General features: G+C 70.6%; 12 protein-coding genes. 8 read left to right on the top strand and 4 right to left on the bottom strand.

Translation table 11 applies throughout. The features are described 5' to 3' along the window. Positions 1-80: 80 nt before the first annotated feature. Both Sdia_RS27270 and Sdia_RS27265 read right to left on the bottom strand, forming a co-directional pair. Complete coding sequence (locus tag Sdia_RS27270; protein WP_262417757.1) at positions 81-545, bottom strand: very short patch repair endonuclease; 465 nt, start codon at positions 543-545, stop codon at positions 81-83. Positions 546-708: 163 nt separating this feature from the next. After that, on the bottom strand, positions 709-1887 hold the full coding sequence (locus Sdia_RS27265; RefSeq protein ID WP_189499835.1) for an MFS transporter: 1179 nt from the start codon (positions 1885-1887) through the stop codon (positions 709-711). Positions 1888-2105: 218 nt separating this feature from the next. Here Sdia_RS27265 and Sdia_RS27260 point away from each other — a divergent pair, with 218 nt between their 5' ends. After that, on the top strand, positions 2106-3074 hold the full coding sequence (locus Sdia_RS27260) for a GlxA family transcriptional regulator (RefSeq protein WP_100457721.1): 969 nt from the start codon (positions 2106-2108) through the stop codon (positions 3072-3074). 171 nt (positions 3075-3245) lie between these two features. Here Sdia_RS27260 and Sdia_RS27255 read toward each other — a convergent pair whose 3' ends face one another. Further along, the gene (locus Sdia_RS27255) at positions 3246-4007 is read right to left on the bottom strand and encodes a helix-turn-helix domain-containing protein (RefSeq protein ID WP_189499815.1); all 762 of its coding nucleotides are present in this window, start codon (positions 4005-4007) and stop codon (positions 3246-3248) included. 236 nt (positions 4008-4243) lie between these two features. Here Sdia_RS27255 and Sdia_RS27250 point away from each other — a divergent pair, with 236 nt between their 5' ends. The 4 genes from Sdia_RS27250 (at position 4244) to Sdia_RS27235 (ending at position 9666) form a co-directional block, all read left to right on the top strand. Further along, a complete protein-coding gene (locus Sdia_RS27250; protein WP_189499814.1) occupies positions 4244-4921 on the top strand; it encodes a hypothetical protein in 678 nt (225 codons plus the stop codon). 79 nt (positions 4922-5000) lie between these two features. Then, the gene (locus tag Sdia_RS27245) at positions 5001-6407 is read left to right on the top strand and encodes a ParB/RepB/Spo0J family partition protein (protein WP_189499813.1); all 1407 of its coding nucleotides are present in this window, start codon (positions 5001-5003) and stop codon (positions 6405-6407) included. Beyond that, positions 6404-8230: a DEAD/DEAH box helicase gene (locus Sdia_RS27240; protein WP_189499812.1), complete on the top strand. Its 1827-nt coding sequence runs from the start codon at positions 6404-6406 to the stop codon at positions 8228-8230. The genes Sdia_RS27245 and Sdia_RS27240 overlap by 4 nt, the downstream gene beginning before the upstream one ends. Positions 8231-8442: 212 nt before the next feature. Then, positions 8443-9666 carry a DNA cytosine methyltransferase gene (locus tag Sdia_RS27235; RefSeq protein WP_189499811.1) on the top strand — a complete coding sequence of 408 codons (1224 nt, stop codon included), beginning with the start codon at positions 8443-8445 and terminating at the stop codon, positions 9664-9666. A 91-nt stretch (positions 9667-9757) separates the two neighbouring features. Here Sdia_RS27235 and Sdia_RS27230 read toward each other — a convergent pair whose 3' ends face one another. After that, positions 9758-10771, bottom strand: a complete 1014-nt coding sequence (locus Sdia_RS27230; protein WP_189499810.1) for a hypothetical protein — start codon at positions 10769-10771, stop codon at positions 9758-9760. Positions 10772-10991: 220 nt separating this feature from the next. Between Sdia_RS27230 and Sdia_RS27225 the strand changes: the two genes are divergently transcribed. The 3 genes from Sdia_RS27225 to Sdia_RS27215 all read left to right on the top strand — a co-directional run bounded on the left by Sdia_RS27225 (position 10992) and on the right by Sdia_RS27215 (position 13404). After that, entirely contained in the window at positions 10992-11333 is a 342-nt protein-coding gene (locus Sdia_RS27225; protein WP_100454437.1) for a DUF6412 domain-containing protein, read from the top strand. 194 nt (positions 11334-11527) lie between these two features. After that, complete coding sequence (locus tag Sdia_RS27220; RefSeq protein WP_115067959.1) at positions 11528-12286, top strand: YidC/Oxa1 family membrane protein insertase; 759 nt, start codon at positions 11528-11530, stop codon at positions 12284-12286. Positions 12287-12516: 230 nt separating this feature from the next. Then, entirely contained in the window at positions 12517-13404 is an 888-nt protein-coding gene (locus Sdia_RS27215) for a fumarylacetoacetate hydrolase family protein (RefSeq protein WP_100454440.1), read from the top strand. The last annotated feature ends 11 nt before the right edge of the window (positions 13405-13415 follow it).

The raw sequence follows: 13415 nt of genomic DNA, 5'->3' as shown, positions 1-13415 counted from the left end.
CGGGGCGCCCGCCCAGGCGGCTCCTGGCAGCTCAGCATCGCCTTCCCACCGCCGGACGGCGGAGCCGTGGGTGCCGCGTCTCAGTCAACCCCTCGCCGCAGGCGCTGAACGGTCGTTGTGATCTGGAGGGCGCAGGCGTCAGGTGCCTCGTGTTCCCAGAAGCGGAGCACGGTCCAGCCTGCTTCGCGCAGCGCGTTGTCGGTGTCCCGGTCTCTGCGGACGTTCCGCAGCACCTTGTCCGACCAGTAGCCGCTGTTGGTTCTCGGGGGCACGTAATGCTCGGGGCACCCGTGCCAGTAGCAGCCGTCGATGAACACGGCCACCCTCGCCGGGCGGAACACCAGATCAGCGGTGCGCCGTAGTGCGGGCAGGGGGCGGCTGGATACGCGGTAGCGGAGGCCCCGGGCGTGTACGAGGCGTCGGACGGCCATTTCGGGAGAGGTGTCACGGCTGCGGATGGCCTGCATGTTCCGGCGTCGGCCAGCCGAAGACGCCCACGATCCCGCGGGAGGCTTCCACGGGGAGGAGGGTGGCTGCGCTGTCACGTCTGGTCCTAAGCGGTCGGGAGGACGTCGGCCTGTTATTCGGACGCGTGCGCGGAAGGCGGACCCGCCGGTTCCACTGTAAGACCCGTGGCAGTGGCGCTCCGGCGATGCAACGCGAGACTTTCGCGGAGGGCTTGCCACCGCCGCTGGACGCACGCGCCCGTCATCGCCCCGACGCCTCACTCCGCACCACCCCCGCCAGCACCGCCGCCCCCGCGCACAGCGCGCCCGCCCCCACCCACACCGGGTCGTACGAGCCGGTGAGGTCTCGGGCCAGGCCGCCGAGGTGGGCCATGGTGCCCGCGCCCAGTTGGTGGGCGGCGTTGACCCAGCCGAAGACGACCACCCCGTCCGACCCGAAGTGGACGCGGCACAGAGCCAGGGTCGGGGGCACCGTCGCCACGTCCAGCAGGCCGAAGAGGACGGCGAAGGCCACCAGCGGGACCCCGACCGAGGGCGACCAGAGCAGGGGGAGGGCCACCAGGGTCAGAGCGCGCAGGCCGAAGCAGGCGGCCAGGACGCGGCGGGCGTCGACCCGGTCGGTGAGGCGGCCCGCGGCTACGGTTCCGGCCACGTTGCAGACACCGACCACGGCCAGCAGGGCCGAGGCCGAGGTGGCGGGTATGCCGTGGTCGTGCGCGGCCGGGGTGAAGTGGTTCCAGAGCAGGCCGTTGGTCGAGGCGCCGCAGACGGCGAACACCCCCGCCAGCAGCCAGAAGGCCGGGCGCCGGGTGGAGGCGGCGAGGACGCGCAGGGTCCGGCCGACGACCCCCGGCGCCCCGGCGCCCGCCTCTCTCACGCCGGCCGGCGCCCGTACCTCCCGCAGCGCGACCAGGGCACACTCCGCCACCAGCACCGCCGTGCCCGCCAGGCCCCAGGCGGCCGCCTGCCACCCGTACTCCTCGACGACCCTGGCGAGCACGGGCAGGAAGACGAACTGTCCGGCCACCCCGGCCGCCGTCAGCAGTCCCGCCACCAGACCGCGCCGCCCGGCCCCGGCCCGCTCGGCCACGCTCGCCGCCAGCGCGGTCGACGCCGCGCCCGTCCCCAGCCCCACCCCAAGCCCCCAGGCCGCCGTCCACTGCGCGGGTGACCCGGCCACCACCGAACCGGCCGCCCCGCCACCTGCCAGCAGCAGCGCACCCACGACGACGCGCCGGACCCCGAGCCGGTCCATCAGCGCCGCAGCGAACGGCGCCGTCACCCCGTACAGCACCATGCTCACCGCGAACGCCGCTCCGATCGACGCCCGCGACCAGCCCCGTTGCTCGTGCAGCGGCACCAGGAGCAGCCCGCCGAAGGTGGTGAACGCCCCGGCCGCCACGATCGCCGCGCCCGCCACGGCGACGACCCTCCAGCCGTGGACCGCTCGGCCCTGTCGGAAACCCTGACGGGATGAGGAAATGGCCATGCCACGACGTTCCCGCGCGCCCCCGGCGCACGGCAGTGGCCAGAACGACAGCCAACAAAAGATTACGGCCACCCAGTGCCGGGCAGAGCCCCCACGGACCGCGGAACGCGCCGGTCACCGGCCCAGGCCACCCACCGACAGGACCCGCCATGCCCGCCCCGCACCGCGTCGCCGTCCTCATCCGTGACGGCGTCCTCCCCATGGAACTCGGCCTGATCCACCAACTGTTCGGCAGCGCCCGCGCCACCGACGGCACCCCCCTCTACGAGGTCCGCACCTGCGCCACCCGCCCCGGGCCCGTCCGCACCGACGCCGACTTCCCCGTGCACGCGCCGCACGGACCCGGGATCCTCGCCGAGGCCGGCACCCTCCTCGTCCCCGCCTCCCACGAACAGGACGAACACCTCGCCGGCGAACCCCTCCCCGCGGACCTCCGCGCCGCCCTCGACGCCGCCCGGGCTGCCGGCGCCCGCCTCGCCTCCGTCTGCACCGGCGCCTTCGTCCTCGCCGCGTACGGCCTCCTCGACGGGCGCCGCGCCACCACGCACTGGCTCTCCGCCGACCGCCTCGCCCGGGCCCACCCCCGCGTCGAGGTCGACGCCGACGTCCTCTACGTCGACGAGGGCGACATCCTCACCTCGGCGGGGGAGGCCGCGGGCATCGACCTCTGCCTCCACCTCATCCGCCGCGACCACGGCGCCGCCACCGCCGCCGACGTGGCCCGCCGCACCGTGGTCCCGCCGCACCGGGAGGGCGGCCAGGCCCAATACATCCGCCGCCCGGTCCCCGAACAGGGCGCCGCCTCCACGGCTTCCTCCCGCGCCTGGGCCCTCGACCACCTCGCCGAGCCCCTCACCCTCGCCGACCTCGCCGCCCGGGCCGCGATGAGCGTACGCACCTACACCCGCCACTTCCGTCAGGAAACCGGCCAGACCCCTCTGCGCTGGCTCACCGAACGCCGCCTGGACCGAGCCCGCCAGTACCTGGAGGAGACCGACCACACCATCGACCGCATCGCCACCGCCTGCGGGTTCGGCACCGACGTCTCCCTCCGCCACCACTTCCACGCGGCCCTGGGGACCACACCGCGGAACTACCGGGCGACGTTCCGGGGGTGAGGGTTGCCTGGCGTGGCTGTGACAGCGATGCCCGAGCCGGCGGGGGACAGGCGGTCTCCCCTTTTCGAGGACGTGCCGACGAGAGGGCGGCGTGCCGAATTCTCGCGCCGGCGCGGAACTGAGGCTTCCCGACAGGCGGCGGCCCCACCTGGCGCTGAGCGTGGCCAGCGGTCAACTGCCCCGTGCGGCGCTGGCCGCCACGGTGGCGGAGCTGAGAAGCAGCGTGGCGTCCTCGTACTGGTGGGCTTCGTGGAAGCACGCAGCTATGAGCAGGACGGCCTCCAGGTCCCTGCGCGCGGCATTGGTGATCACGGCGTCAGCGGCGTCGGAGAGCCCGGCTGAACGGCACGACGCGACCACGTTGGGAATCTCGGGAGCCGGGAGAGTCATCGCGGACTGCCAGATCATGAAGAAGGCGTCCTGCGTCTGATGCCGCAGAAGGCGGTCGATGAGTGTCTCCAGGCCCGTCCAGCCTTCACCCAGGACCGTGTGCGGGTGCCGGTCCCCCCTTTGAGGGGGGACCGGCACCCGCACACGCTTGTTCGCCCGCGATCTGCGCCGCCGGGCGTACTTCGTGCCGTGGCTCCGGTGCGAGATCCGGACGGCCGGCTTCTGGCTGGCTGGACGAAGGTCGTCGGTCTGGCTGGAAAGTATCGCCTCCAGCTCACGCAGGGAGTGCGGAAGGAGGACTCCGGACAGGTCGGCGTCCTTCTTTACGACGTGGTAGATCCGGCGGAGCATCTCTGACGTTGGCTGGTTCCGGGCGTTGAGGTAGCCGTTCAGTGTGCTCGTGGCGATCCCGCATTCCGCAGCGACCTGCTGCTGCGTGAGATCCGTGCAGTCCTTCACCTTGCGCAGGCAGGTGGCGAGCAAGCGCTTCTCGTCGGGGCATTCTGGCGGGAAGGCCTTCCAGCTCTGCGTTCTCGGGGCCACGGCATCCTCTCTTCGGGCGGTACGCCAGAACAGGTTAAGGGCCTGATTGTCGAAGAAGCCGTGGGTCAGGGAAAGGGCTCCAGGGCCGGTGTGACTTACGCGAGCCGGTGAAAGTCTCCGGGAGCTGGAATTGCCCTGGGTGGCCGGGTCATGGTTGTGGCGACCGCCGGGGCAGGCCCCGCTGCCTGGCCTCCCCCGGCGCGCTGACTGGCTGACCGATTCTCAGGGGGTGCGGTATGGGTATGCCGGAGTGGACCGATCCGAAGCTCGGAACGATGAAGCGGGCGGCCTTGTGGCTGGTCCAGGTCATCGGTGAGGGCAATACCTTCACCAAGACAGACGTGGCCGGCGCCTTTCCCGGCGTCGCCCAGGCGGATCGCCGCGTACGTGATTTGCGCCGCCGCGGGTGGCAGATCCATACGAACCGCGAGGACGTCACGCTCGGCCAGCATGAGCAGCGCTTCGTGCTGGCCGGCGAGGAGGTGTGGAAGCCCGGCAGCGGCGGCAGTTCCCCGCGCGCTTCCATCACGGACAAGCGCCGCCGTGAAGTCCTTGTCGCCGACGGCAACATGTGCCGGTCATGCGGTATCGCGGCCGGCGGGGAGTACAGCGACGGACTTGAGGCCGCGCAGATCGACATCGCCCGTAGGCCGGTAAGTCAGGCCGACGGCACGGAGAAGATCGAACTCGTCGCCGAGTGCAATCGCTGTCGCGTGGGCGGCCGCGGGCTGAAGGTGGAGTTTGAGAATATCGAGCTGAAGATCTCTGGCCTTGGTGGCTTTGAGCGCGACGTGCTCATCTCGTGGATGAAGAACGACCAGAGGGATTTCAGCAAGGTCGAAGAGATCTGGGCGTCCTACTGCACGCTCCCTGCTGAGTCCCGCGAGCGGGTCCGCGCGGTTCTCGGGATCTAGAAAATCCGCTCCTCTCTTTCATCCTGGGCGGGGCCGGTCGGCCCCGCCCAGATCCTGGCTGTTTCTTTCGGAGGAAAACATGAGCAAGGACTTCGGCGAGCCGCCTCGCGCCGCGGAGAACCGCGAGACCGTGGACCGACGTCTCAAGGAGGCGGCGACCGGTCAGGGCTTGAGGGAGACCCTGACCGTCGAGTGGCGGACCCAGCCGACGGTCGTCGAGGTTATCGACATGCCGGTGGCGGATCTCTACCTCAACCCTGCCACCCACCGCATCCGGGCCCAGCGGAGTTTCAGTCCGGAGAAGGACAGCCGGCTGGAAGACGATCCCTGGAGCCCGGAGAGCCAGGACTACCTGCAGGGTCTCCTGCAGGCCAAGCCGGATGATCCCTCCAGGCAGGACCCCGCGTTCGAGGAACTGAAGGACAGCCTCAAGGAGCACCGGCAGAACGAGCCCGGCCTGATCACCAGGGAAGGCGTCCTGGTGAACGGCAACACCCGTGCCGCCGCACTCAGGAAGCTGGGCGTTCCGCATATCCGCGTAGGGGTGCTGCCGGCCTCCTGCACCTGGGCGGATATCAATGCGGTGGAACTCTCGCTGCAGCTCCGCCAGGATAAGCGGCGTGACTACTCGTATATCAACGAGCTTATCGCGATGCAGGAACTGCTGGAGCTGGGGCGCCCGGTCGCAGAGATCGCGAAGATTTTCCGCAAGCGTGCTGAAACCGTAGAAGCGGATATGTGGATCCTCTCGACGCTTGAGGACCTGCGTAGAAGGTCGCGTGCCGGCGCCGTCCAGTTGCAGCTTCTTGACTTTGAGGATGCCAAGGAGAAGCTGCGTGAGCTTTACCGGGCGTGGGTGAAAGAGTCCAAGCAGAACCGGGACCGTGCGGACCTGATGAAGGAGAGCAGGCTCGCCGCGATCGCCCTGAAGTTCTCCAAGACCGATGTGCGTCTCATCGAATCGGACTTCCGGGACCGGTACCTGGGGACTCGTCTGCCGTCGTTCCTCAAGGGGGAGGTATCCGCTCCTAAGGAACGTAGCATCCCGGGGATGACGCGCACGGTGAAGACGGGCGCCCAGCCCTATCTTGAGGCGCAGGCGTTCACCAACGAGGTCCTGCGGGCCATGGCGCTTGAGCGGGCCGGGGGTGGCGCGGAGGCCGAGGGCGCTTCTCGAGTCGTGCGGGGCGCGCGGACGGCGATTGAGGATGCTCTGGAACCCGCTGGCAAGGACGCGCGTGTGCGTAAGCGGAAGCAGGCAGCGTCCGACCGTCTGAATGACGCTTGCCAGGACATCGAGCAGTGCACCGTCGACATCGGATTCGCCCGTGCGTCGAACAGCCTTGACGAGGAGTCGCTCGACGACTCCGTCCAGAGGCTCAGGACGAGCCTGGAGAAGCTCGCGCGGGAGGCCAGGCGCAGCGTGGCTGAGCCCGGGGACGGCGTGGCCTGGCTTCTCGACGTGATCAGCAGGGGGCGGGCGTGACCGAGTCAACTCAGTATTCGCTCACGGTTGGCTTCGACATCACCAGGACCAAGGTGGTGCTCCGCGCGTCCGAGCCGTTCCAGCGGGATCTGGCCTCGCTGTCTATACGTTTCTCCGTGGGCGGCCAGCGAAGCCTGCTGGTGGCTGAAGTCGGGCTTGACGACTTCCTCGCCGGCATCGAAGCGCTGGCTGACTGGCCTGACGACAACGTCGAGTGGGACAACGAGTTGCTGGCGCTCGTCGAGGGCGTCATGGACGACTCCGAGCTCGTGGAACGTCAGCTCCAAGGCGCGCCCGCTCAGCTCATCGGCGAGGACGAAGTCGTGAGCAGACTGGGCGCGAACTGGAGAGCGAACCTCACCAGCTTCCAGCGGCGGGACATCGCTCACCTGCTCTCCATGCAGCATGGCGCCAATTTCAGCGTCCCAGGCGCGGGTAAGACCCGCGTCGGGATGGCCGTGTACTCCGCGATGAAAGAGCAGGGCAAGGTTCGCCGGCTCCTCGTGGTGAGTCCGAAGTCCGCATACGAGTCCTGGCTGTCCGAAGCCGGTGGGTGCTTCAAGGAGTCGCCCGTCACCACCGTGATGGCGGGCGCCCCCGACCCGTCCGCTGAAATCCTCATCCTGAACTACGAGCGCCTCGACAAGTCGCTCAACGCCCTCGCGGCCTGGCTCCGTGCCGCCCCGTCCATGGTCATCCTCGACGAGGCGCACAGGATGAAGCTCGGCACACGTGGCATCTACGGCAGTGCGTGCATGGCACTGGGACCGCTCAGCCGGCGGCGGCTGATCCTCACCGGGACCCCGGCGCCCAACGGCGCCAGGGACCTGGAGAACTTGCTGTCCTTCGTCTGGCCGGGCCAGGGGGGCCGGATCGTCACCAACGCGGTCGGTGGTGGCGATCTCGCCTACGCCAGCCAGGTGCTGAGGCCGATGTTCACCAGGACGACCAAACGGGAGCTGGGCCTGCCGCCCTTCGAGACGCGGATCCGCTACGTCCCGTTCCCGGATGGGTCGCTGCACCGGGAGATCTATGACGCTCTGGTCGGCCGGTATTCCGCCCGGGCTTCAGCGGACCGCGAGAACTTCGACGCGCTTGGCAAGGCCATGCTTCGCCTGCTGATGGCAGCGACAAGCCCCGCTCTCCTCGGCGAGGCGGAGAGCCGGTACGAGCCGCTTACCTACCGGGTGCCGCCCCTGGAGGTGTCGGCCAGCGACTCGCTCTTCACGCTGATGAGGGAGCTGCCCTCGTATGAGCTTTCCCCGAAGTACAAGGAGGCGCTGAAAATCGTCTCCGAGAACGCCGCGACCGGGCGTAAGACTCTGGTCTGGACGACCTTCGTGCGCAGTTTGACGACCATGGAACGGTTGTTCGCCGCGTTCCAGCCGGCCGTGGTCCATGGCGGAACCCCGGATCGCGAGGAGGAGATCCGGCGCTTCCGTACCGATCCGGACTGCATGGTGCTGCTCTCCAACCCGGCCACTCTCGGAGAGGGGATCAGCCTGCACCGTGAGTGCCACGACGCGGTGTACGTCGACCGGGACTTCATGGCCGGCCGCTTCCTGCAGAGCCTCGACCGCATCCACCGCCTGGGCCTCGCGCCGGACGCCGAGACCCGGGTAACTGTCCTGGCCGCGGAGCGGACCATTGATGAGGTGGTAGCTCTCCGCCTGGAGCAGAAGCTGGAGTTCATGGGGAGGATCCTGGACGACCCCTCAGTCCAGCAACTCGCGGACCTGCAGGAGGAGCCCTCGATTGCCGCCGGTATGGACATGGGGGATGTGCGAGCGCTGATGAGTTACCTCGAGGACACTCGTCAGTAGTTGACTGGGCGTGCTCAGTGACGCCCGGCTCCGGGCCGGCGCCACCAGGTGTCTGCAGGGGGCCGGGCCGCTTCCAGGCTCCGTGGTCTGGGGTGACTGGCCCTGTCTCGGGGGCGGTCGCAGCCGGTGGGAGGGGGTTCAGTGTTCTCCTGGGGTGGCTAAGGTGCGACACTTGCGTGTCTGCCAGTACTGCACCCCAGGAGAAGCCGATCATGAGCACCGCCGACAGGCTGACCTCGATTGAGATCTGTGCCGGTGCTGGCGGTCAGGCGGTCGGTTTGCACGCCGCGAACTTCCGCCATCTGGCGCTCGTGGAGATCGACCCCCATGCCGCCGCGACGCTCGCCCGTAACGTGGCGAAGCATCCTCAGTGGGCATGGGAGCGGGAGCACTGCCTCATCCTGAATGAGGATGTCAACGAATTCAATCCGCTCGAAAGCGTACTGAACCCTTTCGCGTCAATGGAGAAGGAAGGGCGGCAGGGGCAGGCTGAATTCCTGCGGCCAGGAGATCTTGACCTCTTGGCTGGCGGTGTTCCCTGCCCGCCGTTCTCCGCTGCGGGCAAACAGCTCGGCCGCGACGACGAGCGGGATCTCTTCCCTAGAATGCTGGATCTCGTTGACCAGCTCCGTCCACGCGCGGTGATGATTGAGAACGTGCGGGGCCTAGTGGAGCCGGAGCCCAAGTTCCGGTACTACCGCAATCACATCAAGAACCGGCTGCGTAAATCCGACTATGTGATCTGTGGCTGGAACGTCCTGCACGCTCAGGATTACGGAGTTCCGCAACTGCGGCCGCGAGCGATTCTGGTAGCCATCCGGAAGGACCAGTACAGAGGGTTCGACTGGCCCGCGCCTCGCAAGACACTGACGACGGTGGCGGAGGCGCTTGAGGAGTCCATGGCCCGGCGTCTCGGTGGTAAAGACTCACCGCTGTTCAAGCAGTGGTGGGACCAGGCGAAGCTCGGTACGGTCGCGCCGACTCTGGTCGGGGGCTCGAAGAAGCACGGCGGCGCTGACCTCGGTCCTAGCCGGGCCAAGAAGGCGTGGAAGGCGCTCGGCGTCAATGGCATGGGGGTAGCCAATGACGAAGACAAGATCATCGACCGTGACCGGGATCTGGGGAACCTCACGCAGAAGCGCGGCCCCATGCTGACGGTCGAACAAGCTGCGCTTATCCAGGGCTTCCCCGCGTACTGGGAGTTCGAGGGGAAGAAAACGGCTCAGTACCGGCAGGTGGGGAACGCGTTTCCCCCTCCGGTGGCAGAAGCCGTCGGATACGCCATCGCGGAAGCTCTCCAGCGCACCGGAGAGCTTCACGATGACCCGACACCTGAGTTCGAGCCGGAAGAAGATCCCGCACTCACCGCGGTTCAGGAGAGCTTCTCCGATACCTGGCCGCGATCAGCCAGCGACCGGAGCATGGTGCCCAGCTAAGTCTGCAGCAAACTCCGGGCGATGGTGTGACTGGCCGGGCACCATGGCTGGCTTCTGGGATCAAGCCCGCCCTGTTCAGGGCCCCCAAGGCCTATGCCCCATGACACCCCCCGTACCCCCGCCCCGACCCGCACCAGCACTCCGCTCCCGGTGCCGGCGGCCAGGTCTCGGCGCGTCCACGGGCCGCCAAGGTGGTGGCGTACAGGGGGAGGAGGGACGGGTCGGTGGGGGTGGTGGCCTCGGCGGCGGCGAAGGCTTCGTAGGAGGGGAGGGTGGCGGAGACGGTGCCGAGGTTGGGGGTGCCGGTGGCGGCGAGTTCGCGGAGGGAGGACTCGACGGCGGCCAGGTGGGCCTCGTGCGAGGGGTACGCGGCGGTGAGGGCGGGGTGGGCGGTGAGGAGCTGGGCCAGTTCGTCCTCGGGCCAGTGCAGGACGGCGACCGGGAAGGGGCGGGAGAGGGCGGCGCGGTAGGAGCCCAGTTCGGCGCGGAGGCGGGCGATCTCGGCCTGGAGTTCGGCCGGGTTGTCGGAGCCGAGGGACCAGAGGCGGTTCGGGTCGTGCAGCTCGTCCAGGGGGACGGGCGCTTCGTGGAGGCGGTCGGCGAGGTCGTCGCGGGCGTCGTGGTCGGCGCCGAGCAGGCGGCGGACGCGGTGGCGGCCGAAGAGCAGCGGGCGGGTCTCGCGGGGCGGGTTCCGGGTGTCGCCGACGAGGAGTTCGGTGGCGTCGGTGAAGACAGAGTGGGCGCTCTCCAGCTCGTCGTGGGCCTCCAGGGCCTCGGCGGCGATGAGCCACGGCTCCGGGGAGCGGGGCGCGGCGAGGCGGACGCCGTCGATGATGGCGCGGGCCTCGGCCTCGTGGCCGTACTCCCAGAGGTTGGCGGCCTTCAGGGCGCGGACGAGGACCGGCCGCTCAGCGGGCAGGGCCAGCAGCCGGTCGTAGAGGGTGGTGGCCCGGTCGCGGTCGCCCGCGACCTCGTGGTGGGCGGCGGCCTGGAGCAGGAGCTGTTCGGCGTCCTCGGGGTACAGCGCGGCGGCGCGTTCGAGTCGTTCGGCCTCGGCGGTGTGCGAGGCGTGCGGCGTGGTCTCGTCGGGCGTGTCGGGGCGCATACGGGACACGGTACTGCCGGGGACGCACGGCGGAAGGGGGCGGTGGCGAGGGTGTGGGCGGGGCCACGGCGGGCTCCTGCCGCCTGGCAGGAGTGAGCGCGGCCCCGTCCTCCCGGCCCGCGAGCCCGACTCCACCCCCGGCACCCCTCCCGCGACCGCCGCCGCGCCGGGTACGCTGGCGGCGACTCCCGGCCCCGGCGGTACGCGGAAGGAGGCGGCCATGACGGGAACGGCCTCGGCCCCGACGGCTCGTACGGTCCGAGCGCGGCAGATGCGCCTCTTCGGCGTGCTGTTCCTCCTGCTCACCGCCCAGTACCTGCTCGCGGAGACCTCGCTCGGCGCCGCGGCCGTCGCGGTGGCCGCCACCGCCGCCGCCGGGTCCGCGCTCGCGCTCTGCGCGGTGGTCGCCGCCCGGGCCGTGCCCAGGGTGCCGGTCGCCAGGGTGCGGACGGCGCTCAGGGACCGGGCCCGCCGTACCGCCTTCCTGCCGCAGCGCGATCCCGACGCACCGGGCCGCCGCAGGCCCCGCGCACCCGGCGCGCCCCTCCCGACGGCCGCGTGACGCCCCACCCCAGCCGCCGGTCCGACCCGGTCCGGCTCCTCGGTGACGTGCGCCTCCGTCACGCCGCCGGCGTCGCGGTGCTCCCTCGCGGAAGCCGCCGGCGCCCTCCCGCGGGCCGGCCCGGCCGGCTCGCGTCCCCGGCCTGACAACCCCCGGCGCTGCCGTGCGCACGCGCCGCCACGGGAGGGTTTCCCTTGTCGTTCTTCTCCCCCTTCGCCGACCTCGTCGACGGGCTCGGCGACGTCCTCGAACCGGTCGCCGGCACCGCCTCGACCGCCGCCGCCATCGTCCTGTTCACCGCCTTCGTACGGCTGCTGGTGCTGCCGCTGTCCCGGGCGGCCGCCCGCGGCCAGAAGGCGCGGACCCGGCTCGCGCCGCAGGTCGCGGCCTTGCGCAAGAAGTACAAGAAGAATCCGGAGCGGCTCCGGAAGGCGACGCTGGAGCTGTACGCGGCCGAGAAGGTCTCGCCGTTCTCCGGCATCCTGCCGAGCCTGTGCCAGCTCCCCGCCTTCTTCCTGATGTACCACCTCTTCGCCTCCGCCGAGATCGGCGGCGCCCCCAACACCCTGCTCGGCCACTCGCTGTTCGCCGCGCCACTCGGCGACCGGTGGAAGGACGCGCTGGCCGACGGCGGCGTGTTCGGCGCACACGGCCAGGTCTACCTGGTGCTCTTCGCCGTCGTGGTGGCCGTCGCCGGGTACAACTACCGGCGCACCAAGCGCCAGCTCGCCGGCGCGGCGGCGGCCGCCGGCCCGGGCGGTGAGGCGGAGGCCCTGCCCGGCATGGGGGCCATGAACAAGATCGCGCCGCTGATGTCGTTCATGACGCTGTTCACCGTCGGCTTCGTGCCGCTCGCCGCCGGGCTGTACGTGGTCACCACCACCCTGTGGACCGCGGTCGAGCGGACCCTGCTCCACCGCGAGGAACCCGCCGCCGTGCCCGCGGCCGCCTGACCCCGCGGGCGGACCGTCCCGGTCCACCCGTTGAACGCGCCCTTGCGGCGCGGGCCGGCCCTCCGGCACGATCGGGCGGTCCTCCGGCGGCCGCACACCACCGGGCGGACGACTCGCTCAGGGCGCCACCCGGGCGGACGGCCACCGCGCCGTCCGCTCCGCCCGGTGCGCCCCTGGACGCCTCGGCGTCCCGGGGCGCACCGGGCCCGAGCGACCACGGGAGTTCGACCATGAAGCTGCTGCGTGTCGGAACGGCGGGCGCCGAGCGCCCCGCCCTGCTCGACCGGGCCGGAATCCTCCGCGACCTCTCCGGTGTCGTCGACCGCCTCGACGCCGCCCTCCTCGCCGCCGACCCCGCCCTGACGACGGTGCGCCGGGCCGCCGCCGACCCCGACGGACTGCCGCCCCTCGACCCGGCGGGGCTGCGCACCGGCCCGCCGCTCGAGGGCATCGGCAAGATCGTCTGTGTCGGGCTCAACTACCACGACCACGCCCGCGAGACCGGCGCCGCCGTCCCCGAGGAGCCGATCCTCTTCCTCAAGGCGCCGGACACCGTCGTCGGCCCGCACGACACCGTGCTGATCCCGCCGGGCAGCACCCGCACCGACTGGGAGGCGGAACTCGGGGTCGTCATCGGCCGCACCGCCCGCCACCTGCGGACGTCCGAGGAAGGGCTCGCGCACGTCGCCGGGTACACGATCGCGCACGACGTCTCCGAGCGGGAGTACCAGATCGAGCGCGGCGGCACCTGGGACAAGGGCAAGAACTGCGACACCTTCGGTCCGCTGGGTCCCTGGCTGGTCACGGCCGACGAGATCCCCGACCCGCAGGCGCTCACCGTCCGGCTCTCGGTCAACGGGGTGCTCCGCCAGGACGGCACCACCGCCGACCAGATCTTCCCGGTCGGCGAGGCCGTCGCCTACATCAGCCGGTTCATGACGCTCTACCCCGGCGACGTCGTCAGCACCGGCACGCCGGCCGGAGTCGCCATGGGCCACCCGGAACCCAAGCCGTATCTGCGCCCCGGTGACGTGGTCGAGGTCGAGATCGCCGGCCTCGGACGGCAGCGGCAGGTCATGGGCCGCGCCGAGGACGTGCCCCGGCCAGCCGCGGCGTGACGCCGGCGGGG

It is taken from the genome of Streptomyces diastaticus subsp. diastaticus, assembly GCF_011170125.1.
In the GTDB taxonomy this organism is placed as follows: Bacteria; Actinomycetota; Actinomycetes; order Streptomycetales; family Streptomycetaceae; genus Streptomyces; species Streptomyces diastaticus.
The sequence above is the reverse complement of the archived record's forward strand: the minus strand, read 5'-3'. Positions and strand labels throughout refer to the sequence as shown.